The sequence below is a fragment of the Mesorhizobium sangaii genome, from assembly GCF_014207355.1.
Classification (GTDB): Bacteria; Pseudomonadota; Alphaproteobacteria; order Rhizobiales; family Rhizobiaceae; genus Mesorhizobium; species Mesorhizobium sangaii.
In genome coordinates this window covers 338,206-356,637 of record NZ_JACHEF010000004.1, presented here as the reverse complement: position 1 = coordinate 356,637, position 18,432 = coordinate 338,206, and the positions used below count along the sequence as shown (strand labels likewise).

Genomic DNA, 18,432 nt, shown 5'->3' with positions numbered 1-18,432 from the left:
TGAATGCAGATTGTCCCAATTCTTTCGAACGATGTCAATCGGGACACTTTCGACCGCTTGGCGACCCGCCTATGTTCGACCCAACGCATTCAAGCCGGAAAGGAAAACACCATGTCTGACCCAGCCAACACCACGCCGCGCCGCGCGCTGATCGTCGTCGACGTCCAGAACGATTATGATGGCGGCAATCTCGCCATCCAGCATCCGCCGTTCCGCGACAGCGTCGTCAATGTGGCACGCGCCATGGATGCGGCCGCTGCCGCCGGCATCAAGGTGGTGGTCGTCAAGCAGATGGCGCCCGAGACTTCGCCGATCTTCGCCAAGGGCAGCCATGGTGGCGAACTCCATCCCGAGATCGCCAGGCGTGAGCGCGACCATTATGTCGAAAAGAACCTCCCCTCCGCCTTCATTGGCACCGACCTGGAAGACTGGCTGCGCGCCAACGCCATCGATACGCTCACGGTGGTCGGCTATATGACGCACAATTGCGATCTGTCGACCATCATCCACGCCGTCCACATGGGCTTTGCCGTCGAGTTCCTGTCCGACGCGACCGGCTCCGTGCCTTACGCCAACAGCGCCGGCTATGCTTCGGCCGAAGAGATCCACCGCGTGGTCACGATCATCCTGCAGTCGCGCTTCGCGGCGGTGCTCAAGACCGCCGAGTGGATCGAATGCCTGAACACCGGAACGCTGCCGGAACGGGACACGATCTTTGGGTCCAACCAGCGGGCGCTGGCGCGCAACGCCGCATAGCAGTATCCGGAAACAAAAAGGGCGCCGCATCGCTGCGGCGCCCTTTTTGATGTCGAGACGGCAAAATCTCAGAACAGGCCTTCGATCTGGCCCATCTCGTTGAGGAAGATCTTCTCCGAGGATGGCGCCTTGGGCAGGCCGGGCATGGTCATGACCTCACCGCAGATGATGACGACGAAGCCAGCACCCGCCGACAGCCTGACCTCGCGCACCGGCACGGTGTGGCCGGTCGGCGCGCCGCGCAGGTTCGGGTCGGTCGAGAAGGAATACTGCGTCTTGGCCATGCAGACCGGCAGGTGGCCGTAGCCGGCTTGCTCCCAGGCGTGCAACTGGTCGCGCACCGACTTGTCGGCGATCGCTTCCGAGCCGCGATAGATGCGCTGGACGATGGTGTTGATCTTCTCGAACAGCGGCATCGCATCGGGGTAGAGCGGCGCGAACTGCGAGGCACCGGATTCGGCCAGCGCCACCACCTTGTTGGCGAGTTCCTCGATGCCGGCCGAGCCCTTGGCCCAGTGCTTGCACAGGATCGCCTCTTCACCCATCGAGGCGACATAGTCCTTCATCGCCTGGATTTCGGCGTCGGTGTCGGAATAGAAGTGGTTGATGGCAACCACCGCCGGCACGCCGAACTGGCGGATGTTCTCGATGTGGCGGCCAAGGTTGGCGCAGCCCTTCTTCACCGCCTCGATGTTTTCCTTGCCGAGGTCTTCCTTCTTGACGCCGCCATTCATCTTCATGGCGCGCACCGTGGCGACGATGACGGCAGCGGCCGGCTTCAGGCCGGCCTTGCGGCACTTGATGTCGAAGAACTTTTCCGCACCGAGGTCTGCGCCGAAGCCGGCTTCGGTGACGACATAGTCGGCAAGCTTGAGCGCCGTCGTGGTGGCGACGACCGAGTTGCAGCCATGCGCGATGTTGGCGAACGGGCCGCCATGCACGAAGGCCGGGTTGTTCTCCAGCGTCTGCACCAGGTTCGGCTGCATGGCGTCCTTCAAGAGCACGGCCATGGCGCCGTCGGCCTTGAGGTCGCGGGCGTAGACCGGCGACTTGTCGCGGCGATAGGCGACGATGATGTCGCCGAGGCGCTTCTCGAGGTCCTTGAGGTCGGTCGACAGGCACAGGATGGCCATGACTTCCGAGGCGACGGTGATGTCGAAGCCGCCCTCGCGCGGAAAGCCGTTGGCGACGCCGCCGAGCGAACAGATCATCTCGCGCAGCGCGCGGTCGTTCATGTCCATGACGCGGCGCCAGACGACGCGGCGGGTGTCGATGCCGAGCTCATTGCCCCAGTAGATGTGGTTGTCGATTAGTGCCGACAAAAGATTGTGCGCCGTGGTGATGGCGTGGAAGTCGCCGGTGAAGTGGAGGTTCATGTCCTCCATCGGCACGACCTGCGCATAGCCGCCGCCGGCCGCACCGCCCTTGACGCCGAAGTTCGGGCCGAGCGAAGCCTCGCGGATACAGACGATCGCCTTCTTGCCGATGCGGTTGAGGCCGTCGCCGAGGCCGACGGTGGTCGTCGTCTTGCCCTCACCGGCGGGCGTCGGGTTGATGGCGGTGACGAGGATCAGCCTGCCGTCCTTGTTGCCTTTCACCGACTTGATGAACTCGGCGGAAATCTTGGCCTTGTCGTGGCCATAGGGCAGAAGGTGTTCGGTCGGAATGCCGATCTTCTGGCCGATCTCCTGGATCTGCTTCTTCTTGGCGCCGCGCGCGATCTCGATGTCGGACTTCACTTCGGCCATGACGGCTATCCTCTGGATTGGTCGGTGGAGGGGACGGGGTTTGATCTCATTCGCAAGCAGGCCGGAACCGGGCGCGGGCATGTTTTAACCCTGTCGCTGCCGCGGCGTCAACTTGCATGCAACTATGTTTCCTATGAAGAAAATTCCTCTGCGGACCGGCCGACCTGTCATCGGTTCTTCCCGGCTCCGTTGCCGCGCCGTATAGAAGCCAGAGGACGCGCCGTTCCGCCGTCTCAAAACAGCCGCACAATGCACCGAATGCGACAGAGGCGACGGCGCAAATTCGCCATCGCTTCGGCTGCGGCCGGCAAGCCCTACTGCGTCAGCACGTTGCTGATTTCGACCATGTTGGAGCGCACCCTGAGCACGTAGAAGCCCATCGTCGTCAGATGCGTCGGCAACAGCCAGCCGTCCTCGCGGCCATTGGCGATGATGAAGGGCTGGATGCGCAGCGCCGAGACAAACTGTGCATCCATCGTGTCCCACAAGCTCTGCAGGTGCTTTTCCTTGATGACGTCGTCGAAGTCGGCCTGGGCGCCCTTCATCAGGCCGTAATAGGCGTAGAGCTGGCCATAGGCGAACCAGTAGCGATCGTCGGCGCGGAAATCGAACCAGCCATTGTTATGGTTTTCGGCACGTTCCTTGAGAATGGCCGAGGTCGAGCCGATGTCCGAAGCGATGCGATCGATATATTGTTTCAAATTGTCGGCGCGGGCATCGAAGGTCGCCTGGCAGGTGGCGAGCCGCGCGTTAAAGGAACGCAGCTTGCGCACCGCGTCGCGATAATAGCTCGGTGTCGGCGTCTTCGGACCGAACGGGCTCAGGCCGAAATACCAGGTGTATTCGTCGAACTGCAGATTGCCGCGCGCGTCCTGGAGATCGGCATCGATCTGCGATGTGGTGCGGACACGGCCGAGATTATCGGCGAGTTCCGTCGCCGTGCGCCTCACCGCCTGGTTGATGCCGCGCTGGAACGAGGCCTTGTTGTCCATCCACGGCGTGTGGTCCCAGTCGACGCCGAACAGGCCGATCTTGTAGAGGATCATCGACGAGATCCAGGCATTCTGGTTGACGTTGAAGTCGGTCAGGTCGGCGGCGATCTGGGCGATACCGGAGTTGCCGCAGGTCTTGGCGGTATCCGTGCCGGAGCCGGCGGCAACCTGTTCGCCGGCGGACACGTTGCGCTTCTCGAAAGTGTAGGTGTCGGGGTAATTCGGGTTGAAATTGTTCCACCACTGGGTGGCGTAGATGAAGTTGGCATAGAGGCCAATCAGCACCAGCAGGGCGACGCCGACCACGGCTTTGAGGATCCAGCCGCGCTGAGTGTACCAGCGCCCGGCCCACATGAACGGCCACAGGATGACGCCGATCAGGAGGCCGATACCACGGCCGATCCACTGGAAAATCCGGGTGAAGAAGTTCACGATCGGATCGAGCATGGCGATGTCACCCCCTCAAAGCATGATGCCAAAAAGTTGCAGACTTTTTGGATAGCATCATGCGCCAAAACAATAAGTTAGAGCGAAATGACAGTTCATTTCGTTCTAGTCAGTCAGGCCGTAGAGGCGTGTGCGAAACGCCACCTTGTCTTTCAAATATGTGGTTTTGAGAACGTCCACAACATGCGATCGCCAGGCGTCGCTGAAGCCGTCATAGTCCCTGTAGAAGCCCTGCTTATTGAAGATGTAGCGCGAGACGAAGTCCGACGGGACGAAGTCCGAGATCAGCCGGTTGGTCAGCCAGGCGTCGGGATGGTCTGGTTTGGCGCGGATCACCAGGAAGCGCTGCTGCGGGAAGACATCCTCGATCTTGAGGTAGCCGAGCTGGGCGATCTCGCGCTTGGCAGCGTTGAGGAAGGGAAAGTTGCCGTCCCTGGTGATCAGGTCGGCATGGCTCTGGATCCAGGTCTGCAGCCAGACCTTGTCGACGTCGGTCAGGTTGCGGTCCGGCTCGGCGTCGCGGATCAGCGCGCGCACCACCATCTCGGCGCGATGCTCGAGATATCCCGAGGCCTCGATCCAGGAGGCACGCGGCAGCTCGATGCGGCCGGTGGTGGCGAGGAACTTGAACACCTTGTCGGCGTCGTTGATCGAGAGATAGCTCACCTGCCACGGCCGCGAGCGGCGGAAGCCGGGTGCGGCCGGATCGCCGATCACTGTCGTCATGTCCGGATCGACGAACACGTAGAGACCGCCGAAATGGCTGGTCCAGTAGGCATTGTGGCGGAAGATCACCTGGTCGGGCACCAGCGCGTTCTCGCGGATGTCGCCGCAGATCTTGGCCAGTTCCACCATGCGGGTCAGCATGGCGTTGTCGCGCCAGGCGTCGGGCTCCTGCTTCAGCCGGTCGACGAGCTTACCGAGCTCGGCGGCCTTGCCCAGCACATCCTCGGCCGACAGCACCTTGAACTCGACCTGGCTGATCGACAGCAGGTCCTCGATGTCGTTGACCTTGGGAACGGAATCCTCGATCTCGCCGTAGATGACGTCCTTGATGGTCAGCGCGTCGATGGCGCGCTGGTTCTTGGACATGAACTCGAACATCAACTGCGAGGTGTTGGAGAAGGCGGTGTGCACCACCGGCAGGTCGATCTGCGACGGCGTCAGGATGATGAAGCGGCGATTGACCTCGTTGGGGTCGAGGTAATCATAGTCGCCGCATTCCTCGGCCACTTCTGGCGAGAAGCCGGTGCGGTCGATCTGGAAGCTCTTCAGTTTCGTCGGCTTCAGACCGAACGCGGCCAGCGCCTTGTTGTAGCGCTGGATCAAATGCGGCTCGTCGACCGTCAGCAGCCGGCCATAGATCAGCTCATTGTCGCGCAGCAGGTCGGGTTTCTTGGCGGTCATTGCGTACCTTCACGCATTCCACAGACCCTTTTTCTTCATTTCCTCCATCTCGCGCGCGGCCCGTTCGCGCAGGCGTGCGTCGCGCAGCAGTTTTTCGACTGCGGCGTCGTCGGACTTGTCGGAATAGCGGAACTCGCTGTCGGCGTAGCGGTTGATCTCCTGCATGACCATGTCCATCGAGAACGGCCCGCGCAGTTCCTCGATCATGGCTTTCTTCTCGTCATAGCCCTTGTGCATGAAGGCTTCCGGCTTTTCGAACCAGTCGTCGGGAAGCTCGATGTCCATGGCGCGCATCTTGATGGCGTCGGTGACGTTCTTGATGGCGCGGCCGGTGAAGCGCGGCTCGGCATCCTTGATCAGGTGCAGATAGGTGCCGATGTCGGCCATCGATTTCGGCGCGCCATTTTCCTTCATGTACCGCTCGTAGACCTTCATCAGCCCATCTTCCTGCGGCTTCTCATGCTCCTCGTAGGCCTCAGTCACTGCGCGCTGGATCTCCTGCGCGGCGTAGAGATCGTGGTCGCCGAGCGGGATCTTGTGATTCTTGCCGGCAAGCAGCACGAAGATGTCGATGTAGTCGTCGCGCGTCTGTGGTCCGTCGACCAGCCAGCGGGCGCCGGCGCGCTGGCGCAGCGCATCGTCGACATTTTCGGGGTAATTGGAGAACATGCCGAACGAGCAGTTGCCGCGTACCACCGTGCCGGCACCGGCAAAGGCATCCATCAGCACGCCGGTGATCTCCTGCTGGCCGGCCGAGGCGCGGTCGTCGGAGCGGCGCGCCGCCACCTGGTCGATGTCGTCGATGGTGCCGAAGCCGATGACGCGCGGGTTCAAGACATTGTTGATGAACTGGCGGCAGTTCTGGCCCGACTTGCCCTGGTAGGATGAGATCTGGTCGACACCGAAATTCTCATAGGCGAAGGGATAGCCGGCGACCTGGCAGTAGCCGCTGACGAGGCCGGCGATCATCTGGATCAGCGTCGTCTTGCCGGTGCCGGGGGCGCCGTCGCCGATGAAGGTGAACAGGAAGCCGCCGAGTTCGACGAAGGGGTTGAGCTCACGCTCGAGGTCGTAGGCCATCAGCATCCTGGCGAGCTTGACCGACTGGTATTTGGCGATGTGGTTGCCGACCACCTCTTCCGGCTTCTTGAAGGTCATCACCAGCGGCTTCGATCGCTTTCCGGGCGCGACGTCGAAACCATCGAGGGTGAAGTCATCGGCATCGATGCGGATATGGGCGTTCTCGAACGGGCCGATGCCGTCGAAGCGGCCCTTGCGCGCCAGCAGTCCGTCGATGGCGACGCGGGCGAAGGCGCGAGCCCTCGTCATCAGGTCGGTATCGTCGGACGAGCCTGATATCGCCTTGTCGAGGCCGGCCAGGATCGATTTCACCGCATCCTGGGGCGTGTCGAACAGGAAGTCCGGCTCGGGGATGTCGTTGGGCGCCTCGCCGTCGCTGTCGATCAACTGGAACAGATAGGAAGCGATGCTGAAGGCCGAGATGTAGGCCGAGGCCGACAGGAGCTTCTTGAAGGTGGATGCCTCGTCGCCTTCGAGCGGGGCACGGGTGTTCCTGGACTGCAGGCTTTCGAGGTCCGAACCTTCGGCAAAGACGTCCGATATGGCGAGCGCGATGGCCGTGCCGCGCCGGGCGCGGAACAACAGCGTGTGCTGCGGGATGGTCAGCAACTGGTCGTCGGGGTGGACGGCGCCGACGGTTTTCGATAGCTCGACCTCGCGCGTGCGGCGCACCGAGCCGACCGAGACGGTTGAGACGAAACGGCGATTGGTGCCGGCCAGCGCCGTGCCGGACTCGCGCGAGGGATCCTCCAGCACGACGATGCGGGTGATGAAGCTCTGCGCGGTGGCGCGGTGCTTTTCGATCGAAGCTTCCGGAATGGTGGTCAGGCCGGTATCCATGAAGAGTGCTCCGTGGTGTGACGGTCAGACGTCTGAGATGACCTGTCCGTTGGACAGGATGTGGACCTTGTAGCCGGCAAAGATCTTCTGCGCTTCGCCGGCGGCGTAAAGCGCCTGGTAGGCCTCGTGCGGGATCAGCGCATGGTTTTCGTAGCTGGACACGCCCTGGCGCGCGGCTTCCAAGTCGTCGGTGTTGATGAAGAATTCCTGCGTCGTCTTCTCGCTCGAAAACAGCCCCTTGCGGCCGGGCTTTTCGCCCTTGGAATAGACCTCCTGGATGGTCCAAGTCAGCAGCCAGGCATTTTCCGGCTTCCGCACCTTGGCGAGCACCTCGGTCACCGTCGAATTGTTGTCGGTAATCCCCGCCGAATAGAACGGGCCGAGCACGACGCGGCGCAACTGCTTGGGGTGCAGCGGCTCGAAATCCTTGTCGAGGTTGACGGCGATGGTCGCCGGCGACAGCGTGTAGGCGGAATTCTTCTCGGCGAAGTCGTCGAAACGGTGGGCCAGCTCGGGATTGAGCAGGCCATCGACCGGCAGCGGAATGTCGACCTTGTCATTGAGCTTGCCGTTGCTGTCGACGAGCTGACGCACCATGGCTTCGGAGGAATCCTCCACCGTCACCATGTAGACCAGCGGCAGGTTGGCGCTGCCGTCGAACGTCGCCCAGTGGACGAGGTAATAGGGCCGCGCCGTCTTTGGATTGACCGAGACCTTGGCCGTCTGCGCCAGGGTGAAGGGGCCGAACGTGTTCTCGCTTTTCACGTCCTCGAGATAGAGCCGTTCGGCCATCGACTTCTGCAGCGCCTCGGGGAATTCCTTGTGGCGCAGGATGAAGTCGGCCATTTCCTCGCGCAACTCGCCGGCCAGTGGAATGTTGGCAAGCCGCGCGTCGGCCTGGCGACGGTCGTTTTCCAGTTCGAGCAGGTTCTGGAAGACCGGAAAACCGCTTTCGGCGCGCGAAATGCGGAACGTGTCCATGAAGCCCAGCCGGTTGCGCCAGCAGGCAAAGGACTTGTCGAGCCGGGCGATGTATTCGGCGACGATCTTGGCGACGATGCCATGCCGGTAGAGCGGCGAGCGATCGTCGCGCATGAACACTTCAAGGCCGCTAAGGGCGGCCGTGATGGCCGAGAAATACCGTGCGGCCGCTTCGTTTTCGGGGGTCATGCCTGTGCGCTCGCGGGCAGTCCAGTCACCCCTAAGACTGCACGTAGTTTGCCGCGTTGTGCTTCTTCAGCACCTCGTCGAAGCGGCGGGCAAAGGCATCGTCGGCCAGCTTCTTGCGGCGCTGGATGTCGGCGCTGGCGACCATGTTCTTCTCGTGCATCTCGAGCAGGTCGCCGATGTGCTTCTGCGAAGCGGCGCCGATGCCGGCCATGGTTTCCTCGGCGGTGTTGTCGACCTGGCTGCCCAGCGTGTTGATCTTGTGGGCGACGTCCTGCTGGGCGGCGGTCTTCAGCGAATCCTCCAGCGCCTTGTAGAGCACGATGCGCTGTTCGGTATCGATGGTCAGCTTGTTGATCAGCGTCGACTGCGCCGCGATCTGGTTGTTGAGCGAATCGACGAAGGTCTGGAACATCGAGGTGTAGCGCTCGAGCGTCTGGCTCTCGGCCAGCAACTCCTGCTCCTTGGCCTGCTTTTCATTGTATTCGGTCGCCAGCTTGGAGCGTTCGCCTTCGAGTTGCGTGCGGTCCTTCTGGCTGGTGGAAGCGGCGATCTTGTTTTCGATGTCGAGCAGCATCGGGTTGAGCTCCTCGATGCGCTTCTGCACGGCTTCGAGGTTGGACATGGTGGTCTTGCGGCGCTCGATGACCTGCGACAGACTAGCCTCGGAGGTCTTGTAGCGCTGGTCGAGGACCTCTTTCTGGGCCTTCAGGATGCCGACAATGGTGTCGGACTTGGCCAGCAATTCCTGCAGGTTGCCGGCCAGCGACATGTTGCGGACGCGGTCGGTGCGCATGCGCTGCTTGCTCTGGCTGGAGAACATGCCGACGAAGTTTTCCCAGCCGGTGTAGTTCTTCATGCTTTCGAACTCGGCGCCGAAGACGTTGGTGGCGTCCTCCAGCCCGATGATCAGGTCTGCGATGTTGCCTTCCATCACCTTCTGCTGCTTCAGCACGTCCTCGATGCGGGCGTTCTCGATGTCGAAATTGGCGTCGCCGATCTTTTTGTCGGCGGTGGCCAGCGTATCAAGCACGGTGCCGGACTGCTCGATCTTGGTGCGCATGTCCTGCACGACCTGCTTGGTCTTGGCAATTTCGGCATCGAAATTCTGCAATGTCGCCATTGGGGCCTCCCGCTTCGGCATCACGTCGCTGGTCGCGAACAGCGGCGAATATATGTGGGGCATCCGGGGATTGAAAGACGCAAGACAAGACCCGCCCCGAAAACAAAAGAATTCGCCACGGTCTTGAAAGTCAATCAAGGTGTGGTGATGGCGTGATTAGCTTACCGGCCAAGCGTAGTTCAACTGTCATTGAACTTCTGTGCCGGCAAAGCAGTCAATCTCCGCTGGCACGGACGCCGTGGAATTCCAGCTGTGGGCGTAAGATATCCGGCGAAGCCGGCGTCGTCATGCGACGCAGCGCTGTTGCTCAGGGCTTGGGATCGGCCTTCAGATAGGCAATGACATTGGCGATGTCGTCGTCGTTGGTCAGGCCGGCAAAGTCCATTTTGTTGCCGGGCACCTTGAGCCGAGGCGCCTTGAGATATTCGGCGAGGTTGGCTTCATCCCAGACCAGGCCGCCAGCACCGGCGCTCTTCATCGCCTCGGAGTAGTGACCAAGGAAGCTCTCGGCGCTGCCGGCGGTGCGGCCGACGACGCCCAGCAGATGCGGGCCGACCTTGTCGCGGTCGGTGGCCGCTTCATGGCAGGAGATGCACCGGTTGAAGACATGCTTGCCCAGTGCCGGGTCACCGCCGGCATGAGCGGCAAGCGCGGTGGCTAGGAGAAGAATGCTGGCAGACGAGACGGCTCGAAACATGACTGACCCCGGAGAGCTCTGGCTGGCGGTCTTATAGGACCGAGGCCTTAACAAACGCTGCATCGTCGCGGGATTGGAGGCCTGCCGACATCGCCACACCGGGCCGGGGCCTTTGTTGTTACGCATGTCGTTGTCCCAAAACCGCTGCGCACTTTTGGGCGACATGCATTGGGCAGTTGCCCTGTCAGGCCTGGGTGAAGCCGATGAAATCGTCGGGTGCGGCGCGGCCCATCTCTTCCTCCCAGTGGCGGCGGCAGAGCGAGACATAGACGTCCTTGCCGATCGCCACCTGCTCGCCCTCACGTGCCACCTTGCCGTCGGGGCCGAGGCGCACCACCATCGTCGCCTTGCGGCCGCAGCGGCAGATGGTGCGCACCTCGCGCAAATCGTCGGCGATGGCCAGAAGCGCGCGCGAGCCGGAAAACAGCTTGCCCTGGAAATCGGTTCGCAGGCCGTAGCACATGACCGGGATGTTCAGCCGGTCGGCGATGCGGGCGAGGTGCCAGACCTGCTCCTCCTCGAGGAACTGCGCCTCGTCGACGAAGACGCAATGCACGGTCGTATGCTCATGATGATCGGCGACGCGGGCGAACAGATCGTCGCCATCGCGGAACATCTCGGCTTCCGTCTCCAGGCCGATGCGCGACGAGATCAGGCCGCTGTCGCCCTTCTGGTAGTGGCCGGCGACGAACAGCATCGTGCGCATGCCGCGCTCACGATAATTGTACGACGCCTGCAACAGCATCGTCGTCTTGCCGGCGTTCATCGTCGCATAGTGGAAGTAGAGCTTGGCCATGCTGCCCTTTTAAGCCGACTTATCCAGGCGCGGGGAGGGGGCGCCACCGCATTCCCCCAAAAAACGAACCCCGCCCCCAAAAAACGACAGCCGCACGGTGCAAAAGCTGGAAGCGTGTCGCTGATTGACAAGCCTGCGCCGTTCATCGTGATTGCCTTAATGCTTGAAACCACACCAGAATGGTGTTTGGCTGACAGAACAAGGCGGGCAGAGAAACCGTAACTTCGCTTCGCCAAAGAATCGCAATGGGAGAATATCTATGTCGCGCATGAATTCCTTCGTCGCCGGCCTCGGCCTGGCGGCTCTGTTGTCAACGAGCGCTGCCTTCGCCGGCGATCCGGCAAGCTGCAAGGCGGTGCGTCTTTCCGATGTCGGCTGGACCGACATCCAGGCGACGACCGGTGTCGCTTCCGTTCTGCTGACCGCGCTCGGCTACGAGCCGCAGACGATCCAGCTGTCGGTGCCGGTGACCATGGCGTCGCTGAAGAACAAGGATCTTGATGTCTTCCTCGGCAACTGGATGCCGTCGATGACCAACGACATCAAGGATTACACCGCCGACGGCTCAGTCGAGACCATCAGCACGAACCTGACCGGCGCCGGCTACGGCATCGTCGTGCCGACCTATGTCGCGGATGCCGGCGTCAAGTCGCTGACCGATATCGGCAAGTTCAAGGACAAGTTCAACGGCAAGATCTACGGCATCGAGGCCGGTAATGACGGCAACCGCATCATCCTCGACATGATCAAGAACCCGAAGGACAATCTCGAAGGCTTCGAACTGGTCGAATCCTCGGAAGCCGGCATGCTGACGCAGGCCGAGCAGTCGATGAAGAACAATGAGTGGATCGCCTTCCTCGGCTGGACGCCGCATCCGGTGATGGGCGCCATGAAGATCACCTATCTCGACGGCATGGGCGACAGCGGCTTCGGCGCTGCCACCGTGTTCACCAATGTGCGCAAGGGCTACACTACGGAGTGCCCGAATGCCGGCAAGTTCATCGCCAATCTCAAGTTCAATCTGGACATGGAAGGCCAGATGATGGACGCGATCCTCAAGGGCGGCGATGCCAACACGGTGGCGAGCGACTGGCTGAAGAAGAATCCGGACGCGGTCAAGCCGTGGATCGCCGGGGTGACCACCTTCGACGGCGGCGATGCGGCGGCGGCGATCAAGACCGCTCTCGGAAGCTGAGCCGACTGTGATTTCGGCGTGACCGAAATAGGGGCAGCCATCCAGAAAAGGCTGCCCTTTTTCATATCCTGTGACAAGATGACGTTGCGACATCAGAGGCCGAGGGCAGGGCGGTCTCCTGCATGAGAGGGGCGATATGGATCCGATTTCGAAATTCATGGTCGATCACAAGATTCCGATCGGCGCTTGGGGAAAGGCGTTCTTCGGCTTCCTGACCGACAATTTCGACACTGTGTTCAGGGCCTTTTCGAATGGCCTCAATTTCCTGCTCGACGGGCTGGTCGACATCCTGCTGCTGGTGCCGCCGGTGCTGCTGGCGCTTGTCATCGCCGCCATCGCCTGGCTGCTGCAGCGCTCGAGGCCGCTCGCCATCGGCGTCTTCCTCGGCCTCATCTTCATCATCAACCAGAACCTGTGGAAGCAAACTGTGCAGACGCTGGTGCTGGTGGTGGCGGCCGCAGCCATGGCCATGGCCATCGGCGTGCCGCTCGGCATCTGGGCCGCGCACAAGCCGAAGGTCTACCGCATTATGCTGCCGGTGCTCGACCTGATGCAGACGCTGCCGACCTTCGTCTACCTGATCCCGGTGCTGACGCTGTTCGGCCTCGGCAATGCGCCCGGGCTCATCGTCACCATCATCTTCGTCATCCCCACCGCGGTCAGGCTCACCCATCTCGGCGTCGTCTCTGTGCCGAAGTCGATCATCGAGGCCGGCGAGGCGTTCGGCGCCACCAAGAGCCAGCTTTTGTGGAAGGTGGAACTGCCCTCGGCGCTACCCACCATCATGGCCGGTCTGACGCAGTCGATCATGCTGTCGCTGTCGATGGTGGTGTTCGCGGCGCTGATCGGCGCTGGCGGCCTCGGCACCGAAATCAACCGGGCGCTCGGCTCGCGCCGCATCGACCTCGGGCTTGAGGCTGGCCTGGCAATCGTCGTGCTCGCCATCGTGCTCGACCGGATGACCCGCATTGGCGTTGGAGGCAAGAAATGACCGTCGCCGTCGATTTCAAGAACGTCGATATCGTCTTCGGCGCCGACCAGGCCGGCTCGCTGGCGATGATCGATGCCGGCGCAACCCGTGCGGAGATCCTCGAGAAGACCGGCAATGTGCTCGGCTGCGCCGGGGCCAGCCTCACCGTCCACGAGGGCGAGATTTCCGTGCTGATGGGCCTGTCGGGTTCCGGCAAGTCGACGTTGCTGCGCGCCGTCAACAGGCTGAACGTGGTGTCGCGCGGCCAGGTGCTGGTCAAGGACGGCGACAAGACCGTCGATGTCGTCACCTGTGACCCGGCGACCTTGCGGCGTCTGCGCCAGAAGCAGGTGGCGATGGTGTTCCAGCAGTTCGGCCTGCTGCCGTGGCGTACGGTGGAGGAGAATGTCGGCCTCGGCCTCGAACTTGCCGGCGTGCCGGAAGCCGAGCGCAAGGAACGGGTCCATCGCCAGCTCAAGCTGGTCAATCTCGACCAGTGGTCGAAGAAATACGCGCATGAGCTTTCGGGCGGCATGCAGCAGCGCGTCGGCCTGGCCCGCGCCTTCGCCACCGAGGCGCCGATCCTGTTGATGGACGAGCCGTTCTCGGCGCTCGATCCGCTGATCCGTACCAAGCTGCAGGATGAATTGCTGCAGCTGCAGGCCGAGCTTAAGAAGACCATCATCTTCGTCAGTCACGACCTCGAGGAGGCGTTGAAGATCGGCAGCCACATCACCATCATGGAAGGCGGGCGCATCGTGCAGACCGGCGCGCCGGAAGACATCGTGCTGCGGCCGGCCAACGACTATGTCCGCGACTTCATCGCCAATGTGAACCCGCTGTCGGTGCTGACCGCCTGGAACGTGATGCGCGACCGTCGCGACCTGGAGCACGGCGACAATGGCTGGGTGTGGCTCGACCGGCGCAAGACGACGCGCTTCAAGATCGACGACCACGGGCTGGTGGCGGCGGCCGAACGCGACGGCAAGCCGGCGGTCTGGGTGTCATGCGCCGATGTCGAGGGTCAGTCGGAGGAAGCGGCCCAAGTGTTCTGGGCCAACCCCGGCACCTCACTGAAAACCGTGATGCTGGCCATGCACCGCTCGCAGACCGCACCCGTGGCACTCTTCGACGACCAGTCGCGCTTTGTCGGCGCCATCGGCATCCGCGACGTGCTGAGCGCGGTGCTGCGGCGGTAGCGCCAGGCTTCGTCTGCAGCTTCCGCTGCGGCGGAGGCTGCCTGGTGGTCCCAAATCGCCCTACGCCGCCAGCGGCAGGCGCAGTTGCGTCAGCAGGCCACCGCCCGGGTTGTTGGACAGGCTGATCTCGCCGCCGGCGGCCCGCGCGATATTGCGGGCAATGGTCAGGCCGAGACCGAGACCGCCGGTCTGGCGGTTGCGGGATTGTTCGAGGCGCACGAACGAGCCGAACACGGCGTCGATCTGCGCCTGCGGTATGCCCGGCCCTTCGTCGCGGATGGTGAGCAGGATCATGTTCTCCGAGCGGCGCAGGCTGATATGCGCCTTCTTGCCGTAGGTGATCGCGTTCTGCATCAGATTGGTGACGCAACGCCTGAGCGCGACCGGCCGTGCCATGCAGATCAGGCCACGCGAGCGGGTGTCGTCGTCGAAGGAGACGTCGTCATAGCTGTCGGCGATCGACTCCACGAGCGACCAGAAGTCGATGCGTTCGCTCTTTTCCTCGGTCACCTCGAAGGTGGCGAAGTCGATCACCGAACTGGCGATGCTCTCGACATCGGCGAGGTCGTGCGCCAGCGCCTCGCGAACCGCCGATTTGCGCAACAGCTCCAGGCGCAGGCGCATCCGTGTCATCGGCGTGCGCAGATCGTGTGCCAACGCTGCCGCCAGATGTTCGCGGTCCTCGACATATTCGCGCAACCTGGCCTGCATGGCGTTGATCGCCTTGGCGGCAGCGCGCACCTCGCGGCTGCCACTCTCGGCGATCGGCGGGCTCTTCAGATCCTTGCCGATGCGGTTCACGGCGGTTTCCATCATCCGGTAGGGCGCCGTCAGCCGGCGCAGCGACCAGATCGACATGATCACCACAAGCCCTGCGATCAGCGAATAGAGCGGCAGGCTGTCGAAGCTCAGGATCGGGCCGACGGGCGTGATGGGCTCGGTGAAGTTGAGCCACTGGCCGTCGGCAAAGCGCAGCGACGCCGTCAGCTTGTCGCTCTGGGCGAAGTCGGCGGCCAGCACCAAGAGGTCGCGCTCGACCTGGCCGATATCCGGTCCCGGCGCCATGCCGGTGGCATCGTCGGCCTCGCGCGTCGCCGGGTCGCGCCGCACCCGCGCATCGGTGATGCCGAATTTCGACAGCCTGCCGACGAGGATGTCTTCGAGCTCCGCCAGTTCGTCGTCGCCGGCAATCGACGAGGTGACAGCGGGCGTGTCCGTGATGGTTAGCGCGTAGGTGGAATTGAACAGGCCGGTCGCTGTCGCCTTGCGTTGCTCCGGACTGGCGTCATGCATGAGCTGCACAAGTGAGAAAGCACGGTCGTTGAGACGGTAGAGGTCGACGACGTCGTTGGCGGCGGCGCGGTCGCGCGACACGATGTAGAGGGTCGCTACCTGGCTGATCAGCAGGCCGGCGATGACGATCAGCAGCACCCAGACAGGCAAGGTCTGCGGCAGGAAACGTCTCATTCGGAGGTCGTCTCGGGCAGGAACTGGTAGCCGCCGCTGCGCACGGTCAGGATCAGCTTGGGCGTCTTCGGGTCGTCTTCCATCTTGCGCCGCAGCCGGCTGACCAGGATGTCGATGCTGCGGTCGAAGGAATAGTCGCTGTCGCCGCCGGACAGTTCGATGAGCTGGTCGCGCGTCAGCACGCGCTGCGCGCTCTTGACGAAGGTCTGCAGCAAGTTGAATTCCGCCATGGTCAGCTCGACCCTGACATCGTCGGGGGCGATCAGCCGGCGCCGCGAACAGTCCATCGTCCAGCCGGCGAAGCGGTATATCTGCTTGGTGGTGGCGCGCTTTGGCTCGGCGGCGCCGTTGCGCCGCAGCACCGCGCGGATGCGCGCCAGAAGTTCGCGCGGGTCGAACGGTTTGGGCACATAGTCATCGGCGCCCATCTCGAGGCCGACCACGCGGTCGGTGGTCTCGGTGACGGCGGTCAGCATGATGATCGGTGTCGAATACTGGGCGCGAAGGTCGCGGCACAGTTCCAGCCCGCTCTTGCCGGGCAGCATCACGTCGAGGACGATGAGGTCCACCTGGGCGCGGCGCAGGATGGCCTCCATCTCGGTGCCGTCGGCGGCAACCGAGGTGTGCAGGCCCCGTTTCTGGAAGAATTCCTGCAGCAGGTCGCGGATGCCCTTGTCGTCGTCGACGATCAGTATGTGTGCGTCGGATTTCACAGCAGCCCTGTCATTGTTTGATTGCCAAGCCGTTCTGTCGCAACCCACACGATAGAATTCAGGCCATATGTTGGCCAGTGGGGATGATGCGTCCCACACCGGCTTTCTCAGACACAATCCAGAAACAAAATTCTACAGTTCAGAAAAACTCCTGAAAAAATACAAAGGCATAACTGGTCTCGTGGCGGTCAGGTCATCGGCTGCGACGCTAGTCTCCGGGTTTACGGATAAACCGATGCCAAGGTTGTCGATCAGTTTGTTGGGTGCGTTGCTGGGCATTGGCCTGGTTACTGCCGCTGTCGAACAATCGGACGCAAAGGTGACGCTCACCACCCGGAGCGAACGGTGCGCCAATCTCAGCCACCAATTTGATGAAGCCCTCGAAACCCATGCCGCGGCAACGCAGGTCACCGCGGCAAAGGCACTTCAGAGAAAGGGTAACCGGTACTGCGCCGCCAAGAAACAGGCACAGGGCATCCGGATGCTCGCCAACGCTTTGAAGCTGCTTGGAGTGACGCCGAACGACCCGGTTCAGTAACGCTCGAAACTCGACCCGCTAAAAAAGGAAGTGAAGCCATGAAGAAGTCCATCCTCTCCGCAACCGGTCTCGCCGTCGCTCTCGCCTTCGCGATGCCGGCTCTCGGTAACGCCGCTGCCACCACGACCGCTGCTCCGGCTGCTTCGACGACCACCACCGCTCCGGCTACTGCCGCCCCGGCCAAGACTGCTCCGAAGAAGGTCGTCAAGAAGACCAAGAAGCACAAGAAGGCTCCGACGAAGGCCGTCAAGAAGGACGCCCCGAAGGCTTAATCCAGATCGGGCATAACTGCCCGTCCGCCACAAGGCCGTTCCAGTTGTTTTTCGGCTGGGGCGGCCTTCTTCCTGTCCGACCGCTGCAAGCCCTGATTTCGGCGATGTAGCGGACGGTCAGCCTACCGATGTTTGGCCGAAGCCTCGCGCCGGCAGCTTCCGCCCCGACCGACTTTAACCCGTTTGCAATGCCGGCCATGTAGGACAATCCGCATGAAGAAGCGGCTTTCGTCCACTCTGCGTTCGATGGTGCTTGGCGGTCTGGTCGCCACCGGCGCCGCCAGGGTGCTGATCCTGCTCACCGCCAGCCCGGTGCCCGATCCGGCAAGCGGACGCACCGAGCCTTCGCTGTTCGCACCGGCGATTTCCACCAACTGGGACTACATCACGCCGGCACAGACCTGGGTGCTGATCGTGCTCACCGGCACAACGCTGATCTGCGTCGTCGCGTGGCCGATCGCGGCATGGCTGGAACGCCGGGCGGATGCGGGTGGAAACCGCTTTCGGTCCGATATGCCGTCCGTCACAGCCGCGCGGCAGCTTCCCGGCCGCCGCATGTTCGGCCGCCAAGACCGTTGAACGGCAACCGACACTTTCCCACATAGTCGTGGATGGCGGCGCCAGCCCGATCGGCTTTGCGCGTCAATCAAAATGGACGGCTGAATTCGCTGGTGTCAGAATGCGGGCCAGGTCGATTGCGCAAAATTGTCGGTTCGGATGCCTGAAATCACCACAAAGCCGCGTACCCAGGTCAAGGCGCAGACCGAGCGGCCAAAGCTCTACAAGGTCATCCTCATCAATGACGATTTCACGCCGCGCGAATTCGTGGTGACGGTGCTGAAGGGCGAGTTCAAGCTCAGCGAAGACCAGGCTCACAGGATCATGATCACCGCCCATCGGCGCGGCGTCTGCGTCGTTGCCGTCTTCACCAAGGATGTCGCCGAGACCAAGGCGACACGGGCGACCGATGCCGGTAAGGCCAAGGGCTATCCGCTGCTGTTCACGACCGAACCGGAAGAGTAGCC

At 62.4% G+C, this 18,432-nt stretch carries 18 protein-coding genes; 8 read left to right on the top strand and 10 right to left on the bottom strand.

The features are described 5' to 3' along the window. Positions 1–111 precede the first annotated feature (111 nt). Positions 112–756, top strand: a complete 645-nt coding sequence (locus HNQ71_RS21870) for a cysteine hydrolase family protein (protein WP_184874707.1) — start codon at positions 112–114, stop codon at positions 754–756. A 68-nt stretch (positions 757–824) separates the two neighbouring features. Here HNQ71_RS21870 and HNQ71_RS21865 read toward each other — a convergent pair whose 3' ends face one another. From HNQ71_RS21865 to HNQ71_RS21830, 8 genes are all read right to left on the bottom strand, one after another. Continuing rightward, positions 825–2,504: a formate--tetrahydrofolate ligase gene (locus HNQ71_RS21865; RefSeq protein ID WP_184874706.1), complete on the bottom strand. Its 1,680-nt coding sequence runs from the start codon at positions 2,502–2,504 to the stop codon at positions 825–827. A 314-nt stretch (positions 2,505–2,818) separates the two neighbouring features. Beyond that, positions 2,819–3,943, bottom strand: a complete 1,125-nt coding sequence (locus HNQ71_RS21860) for a DUF2333 family protein (protein ID WP_184874705.1) — start codon at positions 3,941–3,943, stop codon at positions 2,819–2,821. A gap of 105 nt (positions 3,944–4,048) precedes the next feature. Continuing rightward, positions 4,049–5,350 carry a DUF6638 family protein gene (locus HNQ71_RS21855; protein WP_184874704.1) on the bottom strand — a complete coding sequence of 434 codons (1,302 nt, stop codon included), beginning with the start codon at positions 5,348–5,350 and terminating at the stop codon, positions 4,049–4,051. 9 nt (positions 5,351–5,359) lie between these two features. Next, positions 5,360–7,270, bottom strand: coding sequence for an AAA family ATPase (locus tag HNQ71_RS21850; RefSeq protein ID WP_184874703.1), 1,911 nt, complete (start codon positions 7,268–7,270; stop codon positions 5,360–5,362). Between the two features lie 24 nt (positions 7,271–7,294). Further along, positions 7,295–8,440, bottom strand: coding sequence for a hypothetical protein (locus HNQ71_RS21845; RefSeq protein WP_184874702.1), 1,146 nt, complete (start codon positions 8,438–8,440; stop codon positions 7,295–7,297). Positions 8,441–8,471: 31 nt separating this feature from the next. Beyond that, complete coding sequence (locus HNQ71_RS21840; RefSeq protein WP_111543712.1) at positions 8,472–9,560, bottom strand: hypothetical protein; 1,089 nt, start codon at positions 9,558–9,560, stop codon at positions 8,472–8,474. Positions 9,561–9,867: 307 nt separating this feature from the next. After that, positions 9,868–10,257 carry a c-type cytochrome gene (locus HNQ71_RS21835; protein ID WP_184874701.1) on the bottom strand — a complete coding sequence of 130 codons (390 nt, stop codon included), beginning with the start codon at positions 10,255–10,257 and terminating at the stop codon, positions 9,868–9,870. A gap of 184 nt (positions 10,258–10,441) precedes the next feature. Continuing rightward, positions 10,442–11,053 carry a thymidine kinase gene (locus HNQ71_RS21830; RefSeq protein ID WP_184874700.1) on the bottom strand — a complete coding sequence of 204 codons (612 nt, stop codon included), beginning with the start codon at positions 11,051–11,053 and terminating at the stop codon, positions 10,442–10,444. 259 nt (positions 11,054–11,312) lie between these two features. Here HNQ71_RS21830 and HNQ71_RS21825 point away from each other — a divergent pair, with 259 nt between their 5' ends. The 3 genes from HNQ71_RS21825 to choV all read left to right on the top strand — a co-directional run bounded on the left by HNQ71_RS21825 (position 11,313) and on the right by choV (position 14,417). Further along, positions 11,313–12,248, top strand: coding sequence for a choline ABC transporter substrate-binding protein (locus HNQ71_RS21825; RefSeq protein ID WP_184874699.1), 936 nt, complete (start codon positions 11,313–11,315; stop codon positions 12,246–12,248). Between the two features lie 136 nt (positions 12,249–12,384). Then, entirely contained in the window at positions 12,385–13,239 is an 855-nt protein-coding gene (gene choW, locus HNQ71_RS21820; protein WP_184874698.1) for a choline ABC transporter permease subunit, read from the top strand. Beyond that, positions 13,236–14,417 (top strand): choline ABC transporter ATP-binding protein, encoded by a 1,182-nt coding sequence (choV, locus tag HNQ71_RS21815; protein ID WP_184874697.1) that lies wholly within the window; start codon positions 13,236–13,238, stop codon positions 14,415–14,417. Before choW ends, choV begins: the two co-directional genes overlap by 4 nt. Before the next feature lie 60 nt (positions 14,418–14,477). On the opposite strand, the gene HNQ71_RS21810 is transcribed toward choV, so the two are convergent. Continuing rightward, positions 14,478–15,884, bottom strand: coding sequence for an ATP-binding protein (locus tag HNQ71_RS21810; protein ID WP_184874696.1), 1,407 nt, complete (start codon positions 15,882–15,884; stop codon positions 14,478–14,480). Further along, positions 15,881–16,597: a response regulator gene (locus HNQ71_RS21805; RefSeq protein WP_095090825.1), complete on the bottom strand. Its 717-nt coding sequence runs from the start codon at positions 16,595–16,597 to the stop codon at positions 15,881–15,883. Before HNQ71_RS21805 ends, HNQ71_RS21810 begins: the two co-directional genes overlap by 4 nt. Before the next feature lie 235 nt (positions 16,598–16,832). Here HNQ71_RS21805 and HNQ71_RS21800 point away from each other — a divergent pair, with 235 nt between their 5' ends. The 4 genes from HNQ71_RS21800 (at position 16,833) to clpS (ending at position 18,430) form a co-directional block, all read left to right on the top strand. Continuing rightward, complete coding sequence (locus HNQ71_RS21800; RefSeq protein WP_184874872.1) at positions 16,833–17,135, top strand: hypothetical protein; 303 nt, start codon at positions 16,833–16,835, stop codon at positions 17,133–17,135. Between the two features lie 38 nt (positions 17,136–17,173). Then, the gene (locus tag HNQ71_RS21795) at positions 17,174–17,407 is read left to right on the top strand and encodes a hypothetical protein (RefSeq protein WP_095090827.1); all 234 of its coding nucleotides are present in this window, start codon (positions 17,174–17,176) and stop codon (positions 17,405–17,407) included. 213 nt (positions 17,408–17,620) lie between these two features. After that, on the top strand, positions 17,621–17,986 hold the full coding sequence (locus tag HNQ71_RS21790) for a hypothetical protein (RefSeq protein ID WP_184874695.1): 366 nt from the start codon (positions 17,621–17,623) through the stop codon (positions 17,984–17,986). A 138-nt stretch (positions 17,987–18,124) separates the two neighbouring features. Further along, positions 18,125–18,430 carry an ATP-dependent Clp protease adapter ClpS gene (clpS, locus tag HNQ71_RS21785; RefSeq protein WP_184874694.1) on the top strand — a complete coding sequence of 102 codons (306 nt, stop codon included), beginning with the start codon at positions 18,125–18,127 and terminating at the stop codon, positions 18,428–18,430. Positions 18,431–18,432: the final 2 nt, after the last annotated feature.

Coding starts and splice junctions, on each gene's coding strand:
- HNQ71_RS21870 (WP_184874707.1), top strand. CDS start 112: ATGTCTGACCCAGCCAACACCACGCCGCGCCGCGCGCTGATCGTCGTC.
- HNQ71_RS21865 (WP_184874706.1), bottom strand. CDS start 2,504: ATGGCCGAAGTGAAGTCCGACATCGAGATCGCGCGCGGCGCCAAGAAG.
- HNQ71_RS21860 (WP_184874705.1), bottom strand. CDS start 3,943: ATGCTCGATCCGATCGTGAACTTCTTCACCCGGATTTTCCAGTGGATC.
- HNQ71_RS21855 (WP_184874704.1), bottom strand. CDS start 5,350: ATGACCGCCAAGAAACCCGACCTGCTGCGCGACAATGAGCTGATCTAT.
- HNQ71_RS21850 (WP_184874703.1), bottom strand. CDS start 7,270: ATGGATACCGGCCTGACCACCATTCCGGAAGCTTCGATCGAAAAGCAC.
- HNQ71_RS21845 (WP_184874702.1), bottom strand. CDS start 8,440: ATGACCCCCGAAAACGAAGCGGCCGCACGGTATTTCTCGGCCATCACG.
- HNQ71_RS21840 (WP_111543712.1), bottom strand. CDS start 9,560: ATGGCGACATTGCAGAATTTCGATGCCGAAATTGCCAAGACCAAGCAG.
- HNQ71_RS21835 (WP_184874701.1), bottom strand. CDS start 10,257: ATGTTTCGAGCCGTCTCGTCTGCCAGCATTCTTCTCCTAGCCACCGCG.
- HNQ71_RS21830 (WP_184874700.1), bottom strand. CDS start 11,053: ATGGCCAAGCTCTACTTCCACTATGCGACGATGAACGCCGGCAAGACG.
- HNQ71_RS21825 (WP_184874699.1), top strand. CDS start 11,313: ATGTCGCGCATGAATTCCTTCGTCGCCGGCCTCGGCCTGGCGGCTCTG.
- choW (WP_184874698.1), top strand. CDS start 12,385: ATGGATCCGATTTCGAAATTCATGGTCGATCACAAGATTCCGATCGGC.
- choV (WP_184874697.1), top strand. CDS start 13,236: ATGACCGTCGCCGTCGATTTCAAGAACGTCGATATCGTCTTCGGCGCC.
- HNQ71_RS21810 (WP_184874696.1), bottom strand. CDS start 15,884: ATGAGACGTTTCCTGCCGCAGACCTTGCCTGTCTGGGTGCTGCTGATC.
- HNQ71_RS21800 (WP_184874872.1), top strand. CDS start 16,833: ATGCCAAGGTTGTCGATCAGTTTGTTGGGTGCGTTGCTGGGCATTGGC.
- HNQ71_RS21795 (WP_095090827.1), top strand. CDS start 17,174: ATGAAGAAGTCCATCCTCTCCGCAACCGGTCTCGCCGTCGCTCTCGCC.
- HNQ71_RS21790 (WP_184874695.1), top strand. CDS start 17,621: ATGAAGAAGCGGCTTTCGTCCACTCTGCGTTCGATGGTGCTTGGCGGT.
- clpS (WP_184874694.1), top strand. CDS start 18,125: ATGCCTGAAATCACCACAAAGCCGCGTACCCAGGTCAAGGCGCAGACC.